The following is a 23,043-nucleotide window of genomic DNA, read 5'->3' on the forward strand; positions in this document are numbered from 1 at the left end:
CATGAGTACAGAATTACTGATCAACGTAACGCCGAGTGAAAGCCGTGTTGCCCTAATCGAAAACGGTGTGCTTCAAGAGATTCAATTAGAGCGCATTGGTAACCTAGGTATTGTTGGCAATATTTACTTAGGTAAAATAAGCCGTGTTCTACCGGGAATGCAGGCAGCATTTGTTGATATTGGCTTAGAGAAAGCCGCATTTTTACATGCATCAGACATAGTAAACAGTGCCTCCATTGTTGAAGGCGTAGACGATGTACCAATAAAAAAAGTGCAAGACATACGCGAACTGGTTCGCCAAGGCCAATATATTATGGTGCAAGTGGTGAAAGATCCATTAGGCACAAAAGGTGCAAGGCTAACGACCGACATCACTATTCCTTCTCGTTACTTAGTATTTATGCCTGACGCAACGCATGTTGGTGTGAGCCAGAGAATAGAAACAGAAGAAGAGCGTTCTCGCCTTAAAAAAATTGTTGCAGAATATGGCGATGAAAATGGCAGCTTTATAGTTCGCACAGCGGCCGAAGGCGCAAGCGAAGAAGAGTTAAGACACGATGCTGGTTTTTTAAGGAAGCTGTGGGAAAAAATAACCGCACGTCGTAAAAAAACTAACAAAGCAACCATATTGCATGAAGACCTAACACTTGCCTTTAGAACACTGCGTGATTACGTGGGTGAAGACATGGAGCGTATTCGTGTTGACTCAAAGCTTACCTATCAAGAGCTAAAAATATTTACCGAAGAATTTGTACCGCAACTTTCACAAGTACTCGAGTACTATCCGGGTGAGCGCCCTATATTCGACTTATTCGATGTAGAAAACGAAGTGCAAAAAGCGCTGCATCGTAAAGTAACGTTAAAGTCCGGCGGATACATTATTATTGATCAAACAGAAGCTATGACTACGGTTGATGTAAACACAGGTGCGTTTGTAGGGCATCGTAATTTAGAAGAGACTATTTTTAATACTAATGTTGAGGCAACGTCTGCCATTGCGCGCCAGTTAAGGCTTCGTAATTTAGGTGGAATAATTATTATCGACTTTATCGATATGGTCAGTGAAGAGCATAAAAGCCGTGTATTACACTCGCTTGAATCGGCGCTTGCTAAAGATCGCACTAAAACAAATATTAATGGTTTGTCAGCGCTTGGGTTAGTTGAAATGACCCGAAAACGTACCCGAGAGAGCTTAGAGCATATTTTATGTGATGTATGTCCTGCCTGTTCAGGACGTGGCTCACAAAAAACAGTCGAAACGGTATGCTACGAAATTTTGCGTGAAATTGTACGCGTAAACCGCGCCTACGCAGCCGATAAGTTTATGGTTTATGCAGCACCAGCTGTAAGTGAAGCCTTACTTAATGATGAGTACCACAATTTGGCAGAGCTTGAATTATTTATAGGTAAGCAAGTACACATACAAACAGAAAGCTTATACAGCCAAGAGCAGTTTGATGTGGTAATGATGTAATGAAAGCAAAAGCGGTCTGTTTTTTTTGTTTTAGAAAGTTATGGCAAACCTGCGCCATAATTTTGGTATTACTGGCCGTTATTGTTTCAATATTAAAATACACACTCCCTTACGCAAACGATTATAAAGGTGACATAGAAACCTACCTAGATGAAAAATTTGCTATTAGTTTATCTATTGGTGCTATTTCAGCAAGTTGGCAGGGAAATGGTCCTGCTCTTGTGCTTGAAGACTTGTCGTTTAAAGATAATGAAACTGCACCTATTTCGCTAACCATTGCAAAAACTAGCCTAGAGCTTAACTTATGGGAAAGCATAAAAACACTGCAATTAAAGTCTAATTACTTTGTTATAAATGGCTTTCATACCACAGTAAATGTGACAGACTTGTTTGAGAGTAGTACTCAAGATGATGTTTCGTTTGAGCAAAAAGAGCTTATAGAAGGGCTGTTTTTAGGTAATACAGGTCATTTTGCAATAGAAAACTCCAGTATTAATTTTGTTTTAGACGACAACAAAGAGCGTAAACTCCTGCTTGAAAATATCATTTGGCAAAATGAAGAGTCACAACATTTAGGCAGTGGAACATTAGCTTTACCTGGTATTTCGGTTGGCACCTTTGACGCGCGTATTGCTCTGAAAGGGGAAAGCTTAGAAGAAGTTGCGGGCAACATGTATGTCCAAGCCAATAAGGTAGATGTGTCTAATTGGTTGGCGCAATATATAAATACTGAAAAACAAAAGTTAACTAGCGATATCAATTTACAGGCTTGGTTAAAAATTGAAAAAGGCCTGATTGACGATATAAAAATGCAGTGGCTGCCAAGCTCCGTTACTTGGTTTAATGAAGCGCAAAGCCAACAAGTTAGTTTAAGTGAAGGTGGCTTTCACCTTTATCCTGAGCAAGGTAATTGGCATTTAAAAAGCACCGGTTTAGCGTTTAATAACAACAATACGACATGGCCAAGCTTAGAGTTTGAGGCTCAACTAGGTGAAAATAATCAAATTTGGTTAAATCAAGTAGATATAGCGCTGCTGGCTAACTTGGCAGCATTGACTAATTTTGACTCTCTCGATGCTTTTTTAAAGCGTAAACCAAGTGGGCAAATACAGCAGGCATACGCTAATTATGAAAGTAACCAGCAGTGGCAAGTATGGTTTAACGCCAATAACATTGGCTGGCAAGAGCTTAACTCAGTACCTGCAGCGCAAGGTTTGCGCGTAAACGGGTTAGTAAACCAAAATAAAGGTCGTATCAGCCTATTTGGCGAAAACGGCACCTTAATAACTGGCGACAGCTTTAGTGACAACATTAAGTATAACCAGCTAAACATAGAATTAGATCTCGCAAAGCAAAATAATAATTGGCGTATTAGCAGTGACAATATTTGGTTTGATAACAATGAGGTCACACTCGCTGCTGAGATGCAGCTTAGCTTTGGTGATTCACCGCGCCTTGATTTATACGCAGAGGCGTTTGCAGAGGATGCCAGTATTGCGGGTCATTATTTCCCGTTAAAAGCAATGAGCCCAGAACTCGTTAGTTATCTTAACGGGGCTATTAAAGGCGGTGAAATATCAAAAGCTCAAGTTTTATTTGCCGGGCCATTATCTGGGTTTCCGTTTAAAGATGGCTCAGGGCAATTTGATGTACTTGCCCAAATTGATGACGCCACGTACCAGTTTGATCCGCAGTGGCCAGCTGTAACAGATGCAAAGGTAAAACTACATTTTGCTAATGAGCGCATGGATATTTACAGCCAACAAGGCACCTTGGTTAATTTAAATGTGGGTAATAGCGTTAAAGTTAGCATTAATGATTTAATGAATGCCGATGAGCTTGTGGTGCAAATAGATAAAAAAGCGCCGATGGAAAACCTGCACACCTTTTTTAAAGCTACGCCTATTGCGAGCCCGCTAGCTGATATTTTTGAGGTCATACAAGGCCAAGGTGAAGCCGATGCCAGCATTGAGTTACTGGTAGGTTCAAAGTTTGAAGGTGGTGCAAGTGTTAGTGGTACCGTCAAGCTAGATGATTTGCCTGTATTTATTGCCACACCCGGTATTGCATTAAATAACTTAACCGGCGTGCTTAACTTTAAAAACGATAATATCGAACTTAAAAATGCGAGCGCTACATGGCTTGGGATGCCGCTGGCAATTAATTATACTAGTCAAAGTGAAGCGAGTGACTACAAAGCAAACATAAATATTAATGCACAACTTGATGCCAATACCCTAATTGATAGCGGGCAAGGTATTTTAAAAGGCTCACTAGAAGGGCAAAGTGCGGTTGATATAGGGCTTGTGCTTAACTTTACCGAGCAAGGGTTTAATTACCGTGCTCAGGTTAACTCTGACCTTATTGGGTTAACAAGTAAATTACCAGCACCATATAATAAAATCGACACACAACCGTGGGTTCTTAATGCGGTTGTTCAAGGCGATGACATTTCAAACCTTATAACAACACAGGTAAATAAGCAGTTTTATTTTAATGCAATATTAGAAAATGGAAAATCGCAATTTAGCAATGCGCATTTTATTATAGGTAAGCAAGACTTAGGCCTTAACTCACAAGACTTAAGCGTTACGATAAACCTAGAGCAAACAGAGCTTGTTCCTTGGGTTGATCTTATTGATCAAATTATTAGTGCAGCCCAAAACGATGACGATCCTCAATCTCAAGGCATTATGCCACCACTGAATGAAGTAGTCGCCAATATTGGCATGCTCGATATTAGCAGTATGGTATTTAACGACTTTGAAATGCGCTTAGCCCCTGAGCAAAGCAATGTGTATTTAAAGTTAAACGCCAAAGAACTGCGTGCAGGTGTATTTATTCCTACCTCGCAGCGCAGCCAGCCTATTAGAGTTAACGCAGATTATTTACGCGTTAATTTTGCAGAGCAAATTGAAGCCCCCATTACTGAAGCTGCAAAAGCAGAACCCGAAACCGATTTAACGTGGCTGACGAACTTACCTGCTATAGAGTTTGAATGTGCAGATTGTAAAATTACCAACTACCAACTAGATAAAGTAAGCGCATCGTTACTTGGCGATGGTAAGCGATTGGTTATTTCTGAACTCGTTGTTGATAAAGGCGACCATATTTTACGTACTAAAGGGCAATGGCAAAATGGGCTTACCCAGCTAAGTGGCGAAGTTAAAAGCGATGATATAGGGGCCTTGTTTAATGAGTTTGATATTACCACTGCAATTAAGGGCTCTAAAGCGACTATAAACTACAACCTTGCATGGCAAGCTGCACCTTACTCATTTGATGTTCCGAGCCTCAGTGGAGAAATTGATTGGGACTTAGGAGAAGGGCACCTAACCGAAATTAGCGACGGTGGCGCCCGAGTCTTTTCGTTGTTGAGCTTAGATTCGTTGGTGCGTAAATTAAAACTTGATTTTAGAGATGTATTTTCCAAAGGGTTCTTTTACAACAGCATGCAAGGTTCTATGCAATTAGAGAACGGTATCGCTTATACAAAAGACACTAAAATGGATGGTGTTCCGGCTGATTTAACTATCAAAGGGTATGCAAATTTAAATACGCTTGATATTAACTACGATCTTGCTGTTGCGCCGCAGGTTACCTCAAGTATTCCGGTTATTGTGGCATGGATGGTAAACCCTGTAACAGGGCTAGCAGCACTGGCACTAGATAAAGTAATACACTCTGCGCGCGTTATTTCTGAAATTAATTTTAAAGTGACTGGCACTATGAGCGAGCCTGTTGTTCAGGAGCTAGATAGGAAAAGCCGTGAAGTTACCTTACCACAAGCGGCGCAAAACCAGCCCCAAGCATCAGTCGATTTAAAACTTAAAGATGCTGAAGTAACCGCAACTAATGACTAATTTAGCGACGCCTAAAAACCACAATATATTTGCTTTGCAAATGTGCTCTGGCTTAAATGCCGACGACAATATTGCAGAGTTAAAAAAAGCGTTAAGCACACTCCCTGCTAAGCGGCCACTGCTTGTATGCCTACCTGAGGCCTTTTTGGTGTTTAGCAAAAGTGGTCACGATACGCTGTTAATAGCTAAACATATTGAGCAATATAAACGTCAAATAAGCCAGTTGTGTAAACACCATAATATTTGGTTAAACGCAGGGACAATTCCTGAGCCTTACAACAATACTAAATATTATGCCGCCTCACATTTATATAATAATCAGGGTGAGTGCGTTGCAACGTATAATAAAATACACCTATTTGATGTAAACGTAGATGATAAAACGGGGAGTTACCGCGAATCCGATTTTACCCAAGCTGGTAGCGATGTGGTTGTGGTTGAATCTCCCTTTGGTAAACTAGGTCTAACAGTATGTTATGATCTGCGTTTTAGTGGCTTATTTACTGCGCTTGTGCGTAAAGGCGCAGAGGTTATTTTAGTGCCAAGTGCATTTACAATGGTGACAGGCCAAGTACATTGGCAGGCATTATTAGCGGCGCGAGCAATCGAAACCCAATGTTATGTCGTTGCTGCAGCCCAATATGGCACACATGAAAATGGCCGACAAACGTATGGTCACAGTATTATTATTTCACCCTGGGGTAACATTTTAAGTAATTTACCCAGCGGTACAGGTTTTATTAGCGCTAACGCTGATTTAGAGCAGTTAAAAAAAATTAGACGAGATATGCCTGTGCAGTCTCATCAACGATTTAGAGAGCATTTATTATGAATTCGGTTGAACAGCATTTATTACACGACAGCCAGCTAAATAGAGAAGAGCTCGAAAAAACGCTCGCTTACATACATCAGCACAAAGTAGATTACGCCGATTTATACTTTCAATCGAGTCATCACGAGTCGTGGGTACTTGAAGATGGCCTAGTAAAAGAAGGCTCTTACAATGTAGAGCGCGGAGTTGGCGTACGTGCAGTAAGCGGCGAAAAAACGGGCTTTTCATATTCAGATGCTATCAACTTAGAAGCGCTTAACAAAGCGGCTACAGCAGCTCGCAGCATTGCCGATGCAGGCGAAGATAAAGCCATTAAAGTATTTAGTGATGTATCAGCAAAAGTGCAATTTGCACCGCATCAGCCAATTTCAAGTATGAACGATAGCGATAAAGTGAGTTTATTACGCGAGCTTGAAAACTACATTCGAGAACTCGCCCCCGATGCAGAGCAAGTAATTAGCTCTATGTCAGCAGTATACGAAGAAGTATTAATTGCAGCCAGTGACGGTACATTTGCTACCGATATTCGCCCGCTTATTCGTTTAAACTGTTCAGTATTGCTTGAAAAAAATGGCCGTCGTGAGCGCGGTGGCGCAGGCGGTGGAGCACGTTTAGATTACGGCTATTTTAAAGAGCTGGTAAACGGTAAACCACGTTGGATGGAGTTTGCACAAGAGGCTGTTCGCCAAGCTAAAGTCAACCTAGAAGCCATTGACGCGCCAGCTGGCACTATGGAAGTGGTATTAGGAAATGGTTGGCCAGGTGTGCTTTTACACGAAGCGGTAGGCCATGGCCTTGAAGGCGATTTTAATCGTAAAGGCGCATCAGCGTTTAGCGGTAAAGTAGGCCAAAAAGTAGCTTCTGAGTTATGTACCGTCGTTGACGATGGCACCATGGCCGATCGTCGCGGCTCGCTAAACGTAGATGATGAAGGCACTCCTGCTGCATATAACGTGCTTATCGAAAACGGTATTTTAAAAGGCTACATGCAAGATAAGCTAAACGCACGTTTAATGGGGGTTAACCCAACAGGAAATGCGCGTCGTGAGTCGTATGCGCACTTACCTATGCCACGCATGACAAATACCTATATGTTAGGTGGCGAGCATAGCCAAGCCGATATTATCAGTAGCGTTAAAAAAGGCGTGTTTGCACCTAACTTTGGTGGCGGGCAGGTTGATATTACCTCGGGTAAGTTTGTATTTAGTGCATCAGAAGCGTACTTAATTGAAAACGGTAAAATTACACAGCCAATCAAAGGCGCGACCCTCATTGGTAATGGCCCTGAAGTCATGCAGCACATTTCAATGGTAGGTAACGACTTAGCACTTGATAAGGGCGTTGGCGTGTGTGGTAAAGATGGCCAAAGTGTTCCGGTTGGCGTAGGGCAACCTAGCCTTAAAATTGATCAGCTAACGGTAGGTGGAACAGCTTAAAAGCCTAACCGATAAAGTTTAGGCGCGAAACCCTTCGCGCCTAGTCGCTCTATGAGCTAGTTGCTTGGTTATTTACTTCGCTTAACGCAATTTTATGCTTCATTTCTTCTTCATACCATAGCGCCATAAAACACTCAGTGAGTTTATGCTCTATGTCCAGTGCCTGCTCGGTTGGGCAAAATAGCGTAAAGCGCGCTCTAAACTCACCCAATTCAGTTGTTCCAAAATGTATTTCTGGTGCAGGGCCCGATATTTTTGCATCTAGTTTTCGCTCAATAATCGAGTTATAACGAGTGGCGAGCTCTTCAAACTCTTCGCAATACATTTTAGCTTTCACCGAGAGCGTGTCGTAAATTGGGTAAGGGTTAAAGCTCTCTTTTCGAACAATAGAAAAGCTATGTGTTGCAAAGCGTTTTACATAATTTAGATTTTTAATTGGGCTGGTAATGAGTTTATTATTAGGTATGTAAATCGTTTTTCTTGAAAACTGATAAGTGTGCATGTCTATTTCATGCATGGTTGTTTTTATCCAGTCTGTTTCTGCTACTTCACCGTAATATTCACCGACTTGCACCCAGTCGCCTACTCTAAATGGCCGTGTGGTGACTAAGTAAAAAAAGCCAATAACACATTGAATAAATTCGCGAGTGGCTAAAACAATGGCAACCGCAAAGGCCGCAATAGATAACGCAAAATTTTGAATTTCAGTCGACCAAACAAACAACAGCGACAGCACCAACACAAAATTAATAAAATGTTTAATGTTATGTGCAATGTAGCGAATATCTTTGTCTTTTTTTTCTGCGCGGTTTCTCGCTAATTTATCAACAAGTACTTTTAATCCAAGTGCAAAACTAAGCATAACAATTGAAACAAGAAACGGGTGTAGCAATATATCAGTAATCATAATATCCAGTTGTAGGTATGTTGATAAACACACGCTAGTATATTGAGTTATTTAGCTAATAAGCAAATTTTACCCTAATAAAAAGGCCCCTTAACACATAACTGTAAGGGGCCTAGGGCGTGTTGATCTTTGATTGTTGAATTTGCAGCAGCATGTTTGGTTTTTAGGCAAGGCAGAACCTATGTAGTGTGGTTATTCCCCATAAATAGGCGATAACGCAGCATAAATGCCAAACATGCGCTGCCCTTCGGGTTCTGCCTAGGAGCGATAAACTCTTTGTTACTCGGTTTTTACTTAGCCCACTAGGTTACAAACCTCGCGCCGCGATTTAATCGCCCCTAGATTGAACAAACTTTAATCCGCAAAGATCAACACACCCTAGTTAAGTTAGTAAATAACTTGAACTCTGGTTAAGAGATTTATTATCCAGAGTTTAGGTTAAATAGCTTAGCGCATGGTAACAAACTCTTCAGAGCCCGTTGGATGTAGTGCAACAACAGCATCAAAGTCAGCTTTAGTTGCGCCCATTTTCATCGCTACGGCAAAGCCCTGAATCATTTCATCAACGGCAAAACCAAGCCCGTGTAAGCCAACCACTTTTTCCTCTTCCCCTGCGCAAACTAGCATCATGTTGCATGCTTGGCGGTGCTGAGTTACCGCGGTGTACATAGCAGCAAAGCTTGATTTATACACTTTCACGTTTTCGCCACCGTATTGAGAAATCGCTTCTTGCTCGGTTAAACCAATGGTACCAATAGGCGGATGACTAAATACCACGGTAGGTACTAGGCTATAATCCATTTTTAAGTCGTCTGGGAGATCTTTATTAAATAAGCGCTCAGATAGGGTACGGCCCGCTTTAACTGCAACAGGCGTAAGCTCAATACCGCCTTCGATAATATCACCCACGGCATAAACATTTTCAGCCGTCGTATTTTGGTATTCATCTACTTTTACATAACCACCTTCGTTTACTTCTACCCCCGCTGCTGCAAGGTTTATTTTGTCTGTTGTAGGTGTACGGCCAATGGCCCAAATAACCTGATCAACATTTTGGCTGTAACCGTTTTCAAAATGAATAGTTAAACTGCCGTCACTTTCTTTGATTACTTCTTTAGGGGAGCATTCAGTATGAAGAGTCGGACCTTCTTTAGCCATAATATCGACGAGCGTGTCGATTATGTAGGGGTCAAATGTACGCAGTGGCTTACTCTTACGCACGAATAAATGTGTTTCTGTGCCTAAGCTATGTAATACACCCGCAATTTCTACGGCAATGTAACCCGCACCAATAACAGCTACGCGTTTAGGTTGTTCGTTAAGCTCAAAAAAGCCATTTGAGTCAATACCATGCTCAGCGCCCGGAATGTTTGGAATAGTAGGGCGCCCACCTACGGCCACTAAAATATGATCGGCGGTGTAGTGTTCACCATTTACTTCAACAGTTTTGCTATCAATAAATGTAGCAAAGCCTTTAATGACGGTAACGCCATTGCTGGCTAGTCCGTTATCGTAACCTTTATGAATTCGGCCAATGTAGGCTTCACGACTTTCTACTAACTTGCTCCAGTTGAAATCTTTTACTTCAACGTTAAAACCGTAATCTGGCGCATATAAATTGATTGCTTCAGCTACTTGGGCACCATGCCACATAACTTTTTTAGGCACACAGCCTACGTTTACACAGGTACCGCCCATGTGTTTTGCTTCAATAAGTGCGACTTTAGCGCCACGCATAGCAGCTCGGTTTGCAGAGGCAATACCCCCACTACCACCGCCAATTGCTATGTAATCAAAGTGTTGTGTCATTTTAAGTCCTTAGGCGTTGAGTTTTATGCGCATTAGCATAACATTAAGTTTTAAAAATAAAGAGTATTTAGGTGACCTATGTTTAGTAAAAAAACATTCGAATTTACAGCCTTATCGATATAAACCGATACGCTAAGTCAGTACCAAACAGAATATCTGCAGTACGTAACCGGACTCGCTTTAGATTGCATTACCTGTAGGCATTCGTTATTACCGAGTCTAAAAGTGGTTTTTAATGGCTTTCGAATAGCCAGATTAATAAAAGTAAGTTGTTTTTTAACTTTTAGACCCAATCTAAAAATGAAATGCATTAACGCAAAGAGAGTATTTATGAGCAACCCACTAATTGGCCTTGAGGGCTTACCACCATTTTCTAAAATTAAGCCTGAATTTGTAGTACCGGCACTTAAAGACGGTATAGCAAATTGCCGAAAAGCTATCGATGACGTACTTGCAAAAAAGTCATACACGTGGGATGACTTAGTGTTACCACTTGAAGAAGCCGACGATAAACTATCGCGACTATTTTCGCCTGTTTCTCATTTAAATTCAGTAATGAACAATGACGAACTACGCGAAGCGTATGAGCAATGTTTACCCCTTATTTCTGAGTACTCAACCTTTGTAGGCCAACATCAAGGTTTATACGAAGCGTATAATGCCTTGTACAACAGTGACGAATTTAAAACACTGACCACAGCACAGCAAAAATCAATTACCAATGCGCTGCGCGATTTTAAATTGTCGGGCATTGCATTAGCGAGCGATCAGCAAAAGCGCTATGGTGAAATTAGTGCGCGCTTATCTGAGCTTTCATCTAAATTTGGTAATAATGTAATGGATGCGACGCTGGCGTGGCATAAACACATTACTGATGAAGCCGATTTAGCCGGGTTACCCGAGTCTGCACGTGCACTTGCTGCTGATACCGCAAAAAGTAAAGAGCTAGAAGGTTGGGTATTTACGCTTGATTTTCCATCTTACTTGCCAATTATGACGTATGCTGATAACCGTGAGCTTCGCAAAGAAACCTACACGGCATTTAGTACACGTGCATCGGATCAAGGTCCAAATGCGGGTGAGTTTGATAACTCAGACATTATGAAAGAAGCGCTTGCACTTCGCCATGAGCTTGCTCAGTTATTAGGGTTTAACAGCTACGCTGAGAAATCACTAGCGACAAAAATGGCTGAAACACCAGAGCAAGTATTTTCGTTTTTAGAAGATTTAGCCGCTAAATCTAAGCCGCAAGCAGAGCAAGAAGTGGCAGAACTAAAAGCGTATGCTGCACAAAAACACGGAATTACAGAGTTAGAAGCGTGGGACTTTGGCTACTACGGCGAAAAATTAAAACAAGAAAAATATGCAATTTCTGATGAAGTACTGCGCCCATACTTCCCTGCTGATAAAGTGTTAAGTGGCTTATTTGAAACGGTTAACCGTTTATTTGGCATTAGTGTTAATGAAGTAACCGATTTTGATACGTACCATAAAGACGTACGCTTTTTTGAAATTGTCGATAGCAATGACACGCTACGAGGTCGTTTTTACTTAGATCTATACGCACGCGACCGCAAACGCGGTGGTGCATGGATGGACGATTGTATGGGTCGTAAGGTACGCGCTAATGGCGAGTTACAAACGCCTGTCGCTTATTTGGTATGTAACTTTAACAAAGCGGTTGGCGATAAACCGGCTTTATTTACCCATAACGAGGTAACCACCTTATTCCATGAATTTGGCCACGGTATTCACCACATGCTAACTCAAATTGATGCTGCACCTGTAGCAGGTATCAATGGCGTAGCATGGGATGCCGTAGAGCTACCAAGTCAGTTTTTAGAAAACTGGTGTTACGAGGAAGAAGCGTTGCGCTTTATTTCGGGTCACTTTGAAACCGGCGAGCCACTACCCAAAGAACTACTTGATAAGTTATTAGCTGCTAAAAACTACAACTCAGGCATGCAAATGCTGCGTCAAATTGAGTTCTCGTTATTTGATTTCAAAATTCATAACGATTATGTCGCAGGCGAGCCGTGTCAAATTCAGGCGGTATTGAATGATGTTCGCAGCCGTACCTCGGTTGTTCAAGCTCCTGAGTTTAACCGTTTTCAGCATGGGTTTAGCCATATTTTTGCGGGTGGTTATAGCGCCGGATATTATTCTTACAAATGGGCTGAAGTATTATCGGCTGATGCGTATGCTAAGTTTGAGGAAGAAGGTATTTTTAATCCCCAAACAGGGCAAGCCTTTATGCAACATATTTTAGAAAAGGGCGGTAGTGAAGAGCCTATGGAGTTATTCAAAAACTTCCGAGGCCGCGAGCCACGTGTTGATGCGCTACTTCGCCATAGTGGCATAGCAGCTTAAAAATATGCCATTTATTAAATGTAACAAAAGCGCCTAAACGGCGCTTTTTTATTGTGTGTAGATAATAGGCTATAAACGTTAGTAATTTCAGCACGCCGTACTATGCTCTAAGCATACTCAGCTGAACGGATTTGTGTATGACAAAGTTAGTACTTACCATTGATGACGATAAATTAACCCACCTTATTATTGAAGAGTCTTTAACTGGGTTTTGCAAACTTCTTCATGCTAAAGAAGGCGCTGAAGGGCTTAGATTAATAAACGAACATAAACCCGATATTATTCTTCTTGATATAGAAATGCCGGGCAAGTCGGGTTATCAAGTCTGCCAAGAAATAAAACAAAATGCCGATACAAAAGATATTCCGGTTATGTTTTTGTCCTCAAAAGAAGCGCTAATCGACCGAGTAAAAGGCTACAGTGTTGGTGCGTCTGACTACATAATGAAACCGTTTAACGCAGAAGAGCTAATGGCACGTATAAAAATACTGTATGCGTATCGCCAACAATGCGTCAAACTCGAAAGCGATATAAATAAAGCCAACAAAACTGCCGCAATGGCGATGACCGAGTCGGGAGATATGGGGCGAATTATGCGCTATGTTGGCCAAAGTTATCATGCCAACAGTTTAGACATTTTGAGCGAGTACTTTTTGGGGTTTTTTACCCCCTTCAATTTGGATGTGGTGGTTGTATTTTGGTACCAACATAAAAGTGAATTTTACAGCTTGCAAGGCGGCGTATGCCCACTAGAGCAGGAGTTATTGGCGCAACACAAAGACGCACAGCGGTTTGTTGATATAGGTAACAGCACTATTATCAACTACCCAAAGCTATCGCTACTGGTTAAGAAAATGCCGGTCGATGACACCGAAAAATATGGGCGTTATAAAGATTTATTCCCTCATATTTTAGAGGTCACCAATGAAAAGGTCGTTACTATGGAAAGAAACGAAAAAACCTACGAGCAAGCTGAACAAATTAGTACGGCACTGGAAGATATAATAAGCCAGTTTAACGCTCAAAATGTCACGCAAAGTAATGTAGCCAATCAGTTTTGTGCACAACTAGAGGCACTAAATACAGCTATCGAGCTTCAAAAAAATAACTTAAATCCCGCCGATATTGATTTATGTATATCCCAGCTTGAATACACGATGCAGTTGTTGGTGTCTGCCAATAGCGATTTAGCGTTTATAAAATATCAGTTTGAGCAGGTAACACAAAGCCGCAGTGAGTTTTTACAGAGTTTACGCCATAAAGTAGATGACATTGAGACGACAAATAACCAAGACCCTGACATAGAGCTATTTTAGTGCGCTTAAGCCCGCTGGTTGATATACTCTGGCGGTATTTTATCGTCGGAGTGTATTGTGGTTATTCAGTGTGCCTTTAAAGAGTGTCGCCCGTATTTAAATGAATTAGAAACACGTTTTGGTTTGGCAAAGTGGCAACAAGAGAGCCAAGGTTTTAGCCTTCACTATGACGATACAGGGCTGAGTTTACTTAAAACAGATGAACCTAAATTAGGCGCCATTAACGTTGATTTTGTTACCGGGGCTGCTGCTCATAGGCGAAAATTTGGTGGCGGTAAAGGCCAAGCTATTGCCAAAGCGGTTGGCCTTAATAAAGGGGCAACGCCTGTGGTACTTGATGCAACCGCAGGTTTGGGGCGTGATGGTTTTGTATTGGCGTCACTCGGTTGCAAGGTTATTTTACATGAGCGTCATCCGGTTGTTGCTGCACTGCTGGCCGACGGTTTAAACAGAGCTTACAGCGACACAGAAATTGGCCCTTGGATGAGAGACAATATGAGCCTAGTCTTTGGTTCAAGCCACACGTTACTTTCCCAATGTGAAAGCATGCCCGATGTGGTGTATTTAGATCCCATGTTTCCACACCGAGAAAAGTCAGCCTTAGTAAAAAAAGAAATGCGAGTGTTTCAAGAGTTAGTAGGCGCAGATACCGACGCCGATGATTTACTTGAATTTGCCTACCCACTTGCCAGTAAGCGAGTGGTGGTTAAGCGTCCTGATTACGCCCCGTTTTTAAATGACAAAACCCCCAGTATGCAAATTAAAACTAAAAAGAACCGTTTTGATGTGTATGTAAAAGCGGCCATGGTTTAAAGGCCCTTATTACGTATGTTGATCGGCTTTAAGGATCTAGGATCTTTTTAAGCTTTTATGTTAGAATTCGCGCAATTTTTTGGCATTAGTAAGAAGCACAGCAATGATCTTAGACGATATTCGCGTTGTTTTAGTTAACACATCACACTCTGGCAATATAGGTTCGGCGGCTCGCGCCATGAAAACAATGGGTTTATCAAAACTTTATTTAGTTGACCCGGCTTGTGAAATTGACAGCCATGCCAGTGCATTATCTGCAGGTGCTAGCGATGTGTTAGGTAATGCAGTGATTGTTGAAAAGCTTGAAGATGCCATTGCTGATTGTGCATTAACTATTGGTACAAGCGCACGTTCACGCACGCTATCATGGCCGATGGTTGAGCCTCGCGAGTGTGGTGAAAAGCTGGTGGCTGAAGCCGAGAATGGTCCTGTGGCATTAGTGTTTGGCCGTGAAAACAGTGGCTTAACCAACGAAGAGCTACAGCTGTGTAACTACCATGTATGTATTCCAGCTAACCCAGAATATAGTTCATTAAACCTGGCAATGGCTGTGCAAACATTGTCTTACGAAACACGTATGGCATTTTTGAATAAGCAACCTAAACAAGAAGCGCAAGACGACACGGTTTACCCAAACTCTAAACAAACAGAGCTGTTTTACGATCACCTTGAAGAGACCTTGTATAACACAGGCTTCATCATCAAACAGCATCCAGGCATTGTAATGACAAAGCTTCGTCGTCTATTTAACCGTGCACGCCCAGAAGAGGCAGAGATGAATATTTTGCGCGGTATTCTTACCTCTATAAATAAATCGATTCCTAAGTAAGGTATAGCAATTAGTTATATAAACGGGTGTTTAAATAACTGCCTAATACTTGACTAAATTACTCAGGTAATTACAATGGTGTCAATACTTGACCAAACAGGTCAAGTATTAAAAATTTGTTAACTACATTCACTTTAAGCGATATGTTTTTAAATCAAATTTTTATCAAGTGATAATACTTGACTAATTTACTCTGGTAATTAAAATTTGCACTCTTTGTGCAGGGGGCGTTATGAAATTAACATCTAAAGGCCGTTATGCCGTTACAGCGATGCTTGATGTTGCGCTGCACACAGGTGTTGGTCCTGTCGCCCTTGCTGATATTTCACAGCGACAAGAAATTTCTTTGTCATACCTTGAACAATTATTTGCTCGCCTGCGTAAAAATGGCTTGGTAAGTTCGGTTCGAGGTCCTGGTGGCGGCTATTTACTAGGGCGAGAAGCCGATGTTATTTCTGTTGGTGATATTATTACCGCGGTTGACGAATCGGTTGATGCAACACGTTGCCAAGGTGCCAATACTGGCTGCCAAAGCGGTATGCGCTGTTTAACCCATAATTTGTGGTCAGATTTAAGCGCACGCATAGAAGAATTTTTGAATAATATTACCCTTGCTGAATTGGTGGAAAAATCAGATGTGAAAGAAATCGCATCACGCCAAGATAACAGTATCAATAATGCAATTAAGCAGTTGGAAAACATTCAAGTAAGCTGTCAACTTTAAGGTTGACCTGCAGCGGAGAGAGAAATGAAGTTACCGATTTATTTAGATTACGCAGCAACCACGCCTGTTGATGAGCGTGTTGCTAAAGAAATGATGCAATGCCTCACAATGGACGGTAAATTTGGTAACCCTGCATCACGTTCACACCGTTTTGGTTGGCAAGCAGAAGAAGCCGTTGACCAAGCACGTACAGATATTGCTGATTTAGTAAATGCAGACCCACGTGAAATTGTTTTCACTTCGGGTGCAACTGAATCAAACAACCTTGCTATTAAAGGTGCAGCACAGTTTTACAAAAAGAAAGGTAAGCACATTATTACCGCTAAAACTGAGCACAAAGCAGTAATCGATACGTGTCGCGAATTAGAACGTCAAGGTTTTGAAGTAACCTACATGGACGTTGAAGAAAACGGCCTTCTTGATCTGCAAAAGCTAGCAGACACAATGCGTGATGACACAGTACTTGTCAGCATCATGCACGTGAATAACGAGCTAGGTGTAATTCAAGACATCGCGACTATTGGCGAAATGTGTCGTGAACGTAAAATTATGTTCCATGTAGATGCAGCGCAAAGTGCAGGTAAAGTACTTATTGACGTGCAGCAGCTTAAAGTTGATTTTATGTCGTTCTCTGCGCATAAAGCGTATGGTCCTAAAGGTGTTGGTGCGCTTTACGTTCGTCGTAAACCACGCGCTCGATTAGAAGCGCAAATGCACGGTGGCGGTCATGAGCGTGGTATGCGTTCTGGCACACTTGCAACGCACCAGTTGGTGGGCATGGGGACTGCATTTAGAATCGCAAAAGAAGATTTTGAAAAAGATTTTGCACACATCAGCGCATTACGTAAACGCCTAATTGACGGCATTATGGCTGATATGGACGAAGTGTACTTTAACGGCACACAAGATCAGTCAGTACCGGGTATTGTGAACATCAGCTTTAACTTTGTTGAAGGTGAATCGTTACTTATGGCAGTAAAAGACATTGCGGTATCGTCAGGTTCAGCCTGTACATCTGCAAGCTTAGAGCCTTCTTATGTTTTACGTGCACTTGGCCGTAACGACGAATTAGCACACAGCTCAATTCGTTTCAGTATTGGTCGTTTTACTACCGAAGAAGAAATTGATTACACCGTTGAATTAATGAAAAACTCTATCGGTCGCCTACGTGAAATGTCTCCACTTTGGGAGATGCATCAAGAAGGTATTGATTTAGATTCAGTTGAATGGGCTCACCACTAATAATTAGTGATGTAAGCACATACCCTAGCAGGTAATGAGGATAGAATTATGGCGTACAGTGATAAAGTAATCGACCACGTAGAAAACCCACGTAACGTAGGTGCTCTAGACAAAAACGATCCGTCAGTGGCAACGGGTATGGTAGGCGCACCAGCATGTGGTGACGTAATGAAATTGCAAATTAAAGTATCGTCTGAAGGCGTTATTGAAGATGCGAAATTCAAAACCTATGGTTGTGGTAGCGCAATTGCTTCTTCTTCACTTGTAACAGAGTGGGTTAAAGGTAAAACACTCGACGAAGCAGCAACAATCAAAAACACTGATATCAGTGCTGAGCTAGAATTACCACCAGTGAAAATTCACTGTTCAATTTTAGCCGAAGATGCAATTCAAGCAGCAATTGCAGACTACAAAAGCAAACAAGCGAAGTAAGAAGAGAAACTCATGGCAGTGACATTGACAGATGCGGCAGCAAACCGCGTACAATCATTTTTAGCAAACCGCGGCAAAGGGTTAGGTCTGCGCGTTGGCATTAAAACGACGGGCTGTTCAGGTCTTGCTTATGTACTTGAGTTTGTTGACGAGTTAAACGAAGACGATGAAACGTTTGCAGCTAAAGGCGTTACTTTAATAGTTGACGCAAAAAGCTTAGTTTACATTGACGGCACAGAGCTCGACTATACTAAAGAAGGTTTAAATGAAGGGTTTAAATTTAATAACCCTAATCAAGCTGATGAGTGTGGTTGTGGCGAAAGCTTTACCGTTTAATTGCTACGTGTAATTGTATTTTGAAGCCCTGCAACTGTAGGGCTTTGTTATTTCTGAATATTACTGGTTGAAGCTATGCGTTACTTTGAATTATTTGCAGTGCCCGTTGATTATAATATTGATTTAGCAACGATTAATAAAAATTACCTAGAATTACAGCGTGCTGTTCATCCCGACCGCCATGCCAATGCAAGCAGCCGTGATAAGTTAATGTCGGTGCAAAGTGCTGCTGAAATTAACGATGCCTTGCAAACACTTAAGCACCCCGTTAAACGTGCTGAGTATATGTTAAGTGAGCTAGGGGTTGATATTCGCGCTGAGCAACAAACGCTGCAAGATCCTATGTTTTTAATGCAGCAAATGGAATTGCGTGAAGAGCTCGAAGAGCTTGCATCTGCAAGCGACCCAGATGCGGCCATTGCTAATTTTGAAAAACAAATAAAACAACTTAACGAGCAATACAGTGCACAGCTTGCAGAGCAGTTAGCAAGTAACGACGAGCAACAGTATCAATTGGCGGCTGATAATATTCGTAAACTGAAGTTTGTTTATAAGTTACGTGACGAACTAGAACGCATTGAAGACAGTTTATTTGACGATTAATTACTTGCTGCAAAGCGAGCAAAACGAGTTTAAAGAGCATTATGGCATTATTGCAAATTGCTGAGCCGGGGCAAAGCGCGGCACCACACGAACATAAACTAGCCATAGGTATTGACCTTGGCACGACTAATTCATTAGTGGCTACCGTGCAAAGCGGCGAGGCGCGCACCTTAACAGATGAGTTAGGGGCTGCGATGCTACCGTCGGTTGTTCGTTACCAAGCCGGTGGTATTACTGTGGGTTCAGATGCAGCTCAAGCTGCAACACAAGACCCAGCTAATACGCTTATTTCGGTAAAGCGTTTTTTAGGTAAAACACAAGCTGAAATAGAGCAAAGCTACGGCCAACTACCGTATGAATTTTGTGAAGATAATGGCTCGCTTGCAATTCAAACAGAGGCCGGAAAAATTAGCCCGGTTAAAGCGTCAAGCCACATCTTAGCGGCGTTAAAAGCGCGTGCAGAACAAAGTTTTGGTAATCAAGAAATTTTAGGGGCTGTTATTACCGTTCCGGCGTATTTTGATGATGCTCAGCGCCAAAGTACTAAAGATGCAGCAGAACTTGCTGGTATTAACGTATTACGTTTGTTAAACGAGCCAACCGCGGCGGCTGTTGCATATGGCTTAGACTCGGGCCAAGAAGGGATCATTGCTGTTTACGATTTAGGCGGTGGTACATTTGATATTTCTGTTCTTCGTTTACACCAAGGTGTGTTTGAAGTAATGGCAACCGGCGGCGACTCAAGTTTAGGTGGTGACGATTTTGATTCACTACTGGTTGATTACTTTAAGCAGCAAACGGGTGTGTCGGCGTTATCACCTTCGGTTTTACGTTTATTTATTAATAAAGCAAAAGCCTGTAAAGAAGCGTTAAGCCAGTACGCAAAAGTAAATGTAGGGCTTGAGTTTGACGGGCAAAACCACACGGTAGAAGTAACGCGCGAAACATTTGACGAAATGGCGATGCCGCTGGTTAAAAAAACGCTGCGTTCGTGTCGTCGTGCTGTAAAAGATGCTGGCATTGAAAACGAAGAAGTTTTACAAGTTATTATGGTTGGCGGGTCAACGCGTATGCCACTGGTACGTAGCCAAGTACATAGCTTTTTTGATAAAGAACCGCTCACTTCAATTGACCCAGATAGGGTTGTTGCATTGGGTGCAGCGCTTCAAGCCGACGTGCTCATTGGCAATAAGCCAGACTCAGACATGTTATTGCTAGATGTACTGCCACTGTCTCTTGGACTTGAAACCATGGGCGGTTTGGTTGAAAAAATTATTCCGCGTAACACCACCATTCCGGTAGCGCGCGCTCAAGAATTTACAACGTTTAAAGATGGTCAAACGGCGATGTCTTTGCATGTATTACAAGGTGAGCGTGAGCTGGTTGACGATTGTCGTTCACTTGCTAAATTTAGCTTAAAAGGTATTCCACCAATGGCAGCTGGTGCTGCACATATCAGAGTAACCTTTAAAGTTGATGCTGATGGCTTATTAAGTGTTTCAGCTATGGAAAAATCAACGGGTGTGCAAGCTGAAATTCAGGTTAAACCGTCGTTTGGTTTATCTGATGATCAGGTAGCTAACATGTTAAAAGAGTCGATGAGCAACGCAAAAGACGACATGCAAGCGCGTATGCTTAAAGAGCAACAAGTTGAAGCTCTTCGTGTTATTGAAGCACTAAATGCTTCGTTAGATGCCGATGGCGCATTACTTGACGACACACAACTTACAAATTTAAGAGCTGAAATTGCAGAGCTGGTAAAAGTGCGCGAAAATGCACAGCAACCTAGCGAAATTAAAGCGGCTATCGAAAAAGTAGATAATGCTAGTAGTGAATTTGCATCGCGCAGAATGGATGCATCAATTAAAAAAGCCCTAACGGGTCAGTCAGTAGACAACATTTAAGAGAGATTAGAATGCCACAAATTGTTTTTCTTCCACATCCTGAATTGTGTCCTGACGGCGCTGCAATTGAAGCTCCTGAGGGTCAAACTGTACTCGACGCGGCGCTTAAAAATGGCATAAGCATTCCACACGCATGTGAAAAGTCGTGTGCGTGTACTACGTGTCATTTGGTTATTCGTGAAGGGTTTGATTCACTGGACGAAAGTGACGACCTAGAAGACGACATGCTAGACAAAGCGTGGGGCTTAGAGCCTGAGTCGCGTCTTGGTTGCCAAGCAATTATTAGAGATGAGGACTTAGTAGTTGAAATACCTAAGTACAATCTCAATATCGTTAATGAAGAGCACTAGTTTTTAATTAACGACTATTATATTAAAAGCCGCTGTTTAATACAGCGGCTTTTTTGTTTGTAAATTGCAGGCGTGACGAGTAAAGCTCGTATGTTATTTTGTAGACGTAAAGAGTTAGCCTTGGCTCTATGCCACGCATTAAAAGCTAACACCTTAAAACGTAATTTTGGAGGTTTATTTTGAGTAATCTAATTTTTTGTGACTCGTTTATTAATGGTGAATTTTATAAAACTAACCAATGCTTTAGCGTTGACGATCCCGCTACCGAAAAAAGTATTGTTGAAGTAAGTGATATAGACGAGCAAGGTGTAAATAGCGCAATAACAGCCGCACAGGGCGCTTTTGTAAAATTAAAAACGACTAATGCCACTGAGCGCAGTGAAACGCTTATGCGCTGGTACGAATTGGTAATAAAGCACAAGCAAACATTAGCTGAACTAATGACCAAAGAGCAAGGTAAGCCGCTTAAAGAGTCGCTGGGCGAAATAGATTACGGTGCAGGGTTTATAAAGTGGTTTGCAGAAGAAGCCAAGCGAAGTTATGGCGATGTGATCCCACCTACCGACAATAACCACCGTTTAACCAGTTTTAAGCAACCTGTAGGCGTTGTAGCTGGCATTACACCTTGGAACTTCCCTGTTGCAATGGTGACACGTAAAGTAGCGCCTGCTTATGCTGCAGGCTGTAGTTTTATATTAAAGCCTTCTGAGCATACGCCGCTATGCGCGATTGCATTAGCATACCTAGCCGACCAAGCTGGCTTTGTTAAAGGGGCATTTAATGTACTTGTATCGCAAGACGCTAAAACAGTGGGTAAAATACTCACCGACTCACACATTGTCCGCAAGTTTACTTTTACCGGCTCTACAGGTGTTGGTAGCCAGTTACTTAAGCAATGTGCCGACACGGTTAAGCGTACCTCAATGGAGTTAGGCGGCAATGCCCCGTTTATCATTTTTGATAATGCGGATCTTGATGATGCGATTGAGGGGCTTATGGCAGCTAAATTTAGAAACAGCGGCCAAGCGTGTGTTGCTGCAAACCGTATTTTTATTCAACGTAGCGTTATTGATAAAGTATTGTCGAAAATTACACCTAAGGTTGCGGCACTCAAAGTAGCCAATGGCTTTGAAGAAAATGTGGATATTGGGCCGCTAATTTACCCAAAAGCTAAGCAAAAAGTGCAAGATTTAATTCAGGACGCGCTAAATAAAGGCGCTAGCTTAATTGGCGATAACAGCGATTTAGGGGGGAGCTTTCAAAAACCGCTTATTATTACTAACGTTAATACCTCCATGGACATATACCACGAAGAAGTATTTGGCCCTGTATTAACAGTAATACCCTTTGACGAAGAGGCAGAGGTACTTGCGCTTGCTAACGACGTACCCTATGGCTTAGCCGCCTATTTTTATAGCCAAAGTTTAAAACAAGTTTACCGTATCAGTGAAGGACTTGAATTTGGCATGATAGGCGTAAATGAAGGGGTTATATCAAACCCAGTTGCTCCGTTTGGTGGGGTAAAACAGTCTGGCTTAGGGCGTGAAGGGGGGCATCAAGGGCTAGATGAATACCTAGAAGAAAAGTACGTATGTATTAAAATTTAATCGCATGTCGCGATATAACACTCATGTTCATGGAGTGCGTTAACGTTTTTTTATTACAAAAATATGGCGAAACTATGAACTTTTCTTTTTGCTATTGATACAGCAAGGACTAAGTGCTACCTTTGCCACATATTTTTTGTTAATAAAACAACACTAAAAACCAAATAAAAAGTAAAAGGATTTCTATAAGTAGAAA

The 23,043-nt window shown here is 41.8% G+C and carries 18 protein-coding genes; 16 read left to right on the forward strand and 2 right to left on the reverse strand.

The annotated features are described in order from the left end of the window. Window position 1 precedes the first annotated feature (1 nt). Genes rng through tldD form a run of 4 tightly spaced genes read left to right on the forward strand, consistent with a single transcriptional unit; the run spans window position 2 to window position 7,605 of the window. Window positions 2–1,474, forward strand: coding sequence for a ribonuclease G (rng, locus tag KZZ04_RS12005; protein ID WP_138529495.1), 1,473 nt, complete (start codon window positions 2–4; stop codon window positions 1,472–1,474). Next, complete coding sequence (locus tag KZZ04_RS12010; protein WP_219422831.1) at window positions 1,474–5,337, forward strand: YhdP family protein; 3,864 nt, start codon at window positions 1,474–1,476, stop codon at window positions 5,335–5,337. Before rng ends, KZZ04_RS12010 begins: the two co-directional genes overlap by 1 nt. Then, the gene (locus KZZ04_RS12015; protein ID WP_219422832.1) at window positions 5,330–6,169 is read left to right on the forward strand and encodes a carbon-nitrogen hydrolase family protein; all 840 of its coding nucleotides are present in this window, start codon (window positions 5,330–5,332) and stop codon (window positions 6,167–6,169) included. Before KZZ04_RS12010 ends, KZZ04_RS12015 begins: the two co-directional genes overlap by 8 nt. Continuing rightward, complete coding sequence (gene tldD, locus KZZ04_RS12020; RefSeq protein ID WP_219422833.1) at window positions 6,166–7,605, forward strand: metalloprotease TldD; 1,440 nt, start codon at window positions 6,166–6,168, stop codon at window positions 7,603–7,605. The genes KZZ04_RS12015 and tldD overlap by 4 nt, the downstream gene beginning before the upstream one ends. A gap of 49 nt (window positions 7,606–7,654) precedes the next feature. On the opposite strand, the gene KZZ04_RS12025 is transcribed toward tldD, so the two are convergent. Both KZZ04_RS12025 and gorA read right to left on the reverse strand, forming a co-directional pair. After that, complete coding sequence (locus KZZ04_RS12025) at window positions 7,655–8,512, reverse strand: mechanosensitive ion channel family protein (RefSeq protein ID WP_058404656.1); 858 nt, start codon at window positions 8,510–8,512, stop codon at window positions 7,655–7,657. Between the two features lie 447 nt (window positions 8,513–8,959). After that, window positions 8,960–10,321: a glutathione-disulfide reductase gene (gene gorA / locus KZZ04_RS12030; protein WP_219422834.1), complete on the reverse strand. Its 1,362-nt coding sequence runs from the start codon at window positions 10,319–10,321 to the stop codon at window positions 8,960–8,962. Window positions 10,322–10,651: 330 nt separating this feature from the next. On the opposite strand from gorA, the gene prlC reads away from it, so the two are divergent. From prlC to KZZ04_RS12090, 12 genes are all read left to right on the forward strand, one after another. After that, window positions 10,652–12,691, forward strand: coding sequence for an oligopeptidase A (gene prlC / locus KZZ04_RS12035; RefSeq protein WP_219422835.1), 2,040 nt, complete (start codon window positions 10,652–10,654; stop codon window positions 12,689–12,691). A 137-nt stretch (window positions 12,692–12,828) separates the two neighbouring features. Next, a complete protein-coding gene (locus KZZ04_RS12040; RefSeq protein ID WP_219422836.1) occupies window positions 12,829–14,007 on the forward strand; it encodes a PleD family two-component system response regulator in 1,179 nt (392 codons plus the stop codon). Between the two features lie 57 nt (window positions 14,008–14,064). Next, window positions 14,065–14,820, forward strand: a complete 756-nt coding sequence (locus tag KZZ04_RS12045) for a class I SAM-dependent methyltransferase (RefSeq protein ID WP_219422837.1) — start codon at window positions 14,065–14,067, stop codon at window positions 14,818–14,820. Window positions 14,821–14,923: 103 nt separating this feature from the next. Next, the gene (gene trmJ, locus KZZ04_RS12050; protein ID WP_058404652.1) at window positions 14,924–15,649 is read left to right on the forward strand and encodes a tRNA (cytosine(32)/uridine(32)-2'-O)-methyltransferase TrmJ; all 726 of its coding nucleotides are present in this window, start codon (window positions 14,924–14,926) and stop codon (window positions 15,647–15,649) included. A 232-nt stretch (window positions 15,650–15,881) separates the two neighbouring features. Further along, window positions 15,882–16,373: a Fe-S cluster assembly transcriptional regulator IscR gene (gene iscR, locus KZZ04_RS12055; protein WP_010555566.1), complete on the forward strand. Its 492-nt coding sequence runs from the start codon at window positions 15,882–15,884 to the stop codon at window positions 16,371–16,373. A 24-nt stretch (window positions 16,374–16,397) separates the two neighbouring features. After that, window positions 16,398–17,615 carry an IscS subfamily cysteine desulfurase gene (locus tag KZZ04_RS12060; protein WP_010555567.1) on the forward strand — a complete coding sequence of 406 codons (1,218 nt, stop codon included), beginning with the start codon at window positions 16,398–16,400 and terminating at the stop codon, window positions 17,613–17,615. A gap of 48 nt (window positions 17,616–17,663) precedes the next feature. Beyond that, the gene (gene iscU, locus KZZ04_RS12065) at window positions 17,664–18,047 is read left to right on the forward strand and encodes a Fe-S cluster assembly scaffold IscU (RefSeq protein ID WP_008131649.1); all 384 of its coding nucleotides are present in this window, start codon (window positions 17,664–17,666) and stop codon (window positions 18,045–18,047) included. Between the two features lie 12 nt (window positions 18,048–18,059). Continuing rightward, window positions 18,060–18,383 carry an iron-sulfur cluster assembly protein IscA gene (gene iscA / locus KZZ04_RS12070; protein WP_006791976.1) on the forward strand — a complete coding sequence of 108 codons (324 nt, stop codon included), beginning with the start codon at window positions 18,060–18,062 and terminating at the stop codon, window positions 18,381–18,383. A gap of 75 nt (window positions 18,384–18,458) precedes the next feature. Then, window positions 18,459–18,986 (forward strand): co-chaperone HscB, encoded by a 528-nt coding sequence (hscB, locus tag KZZ04_RS12075; RefSeq protein ID WP_058404651.1) that lies wholly within the window; start codon window positions 18,459–18,461, stop codon window positions 18,984–18,986. 41 nt (window positions 18,987–19,027) lie between these two features. Next, on the forward strand, window positions 19,028–20,890 hold the full coding sequence (gene hscA / locus KZZ04_RS12080; RefSeq protein ID WP_219422838.1) for a Fe-S protein assembly chaperone HscA: 1,863 nt from the start codon (window positions 19,028–19,030) through the stop codon (window positions 20,888–20,890). Window positions 20,891–20,901: 11 nt separating this feature from the next. Beyond that, window positions 20,902–21,240 (forward strand): ISC system 2Fe-2S type ferredoxin, encoded by a 339-nt coding sequence (gene fdx, locus KZZ04_RS12085; protein WP_006791979.1) that lies wholly within the window; start codon window positions 20,902–20,904, stop codon window positions 21,238–21,240. A 179-nt stretch (window positions 21,241–21,419) separates the two neighbouring features. Beyond that, entirely contained in the window at window positions 21,420–22,847 is a 1,428-nt protein-coding gene (locus KZZ04_RS12090) for an NAD-dependent succinate-semialdehyde dehydrogenase (RefSeq protein ID WP_219422839.1), read from the forward strand. The last annotated feature ends 196 nt before the right edge of the window (window positions 22,848–23,043 follow it).

The sequence above is a fragment of the Pseudoalteromonas sp. CR1 genome (genome assembly GCF_019392235.1).
Classification (GTDB): domain Bacteria; phylum Pseudomonadota; class Gammaproteobacteria; order Enterobacterales; family Alteromonadaceae; genus Pseudoalteromonas.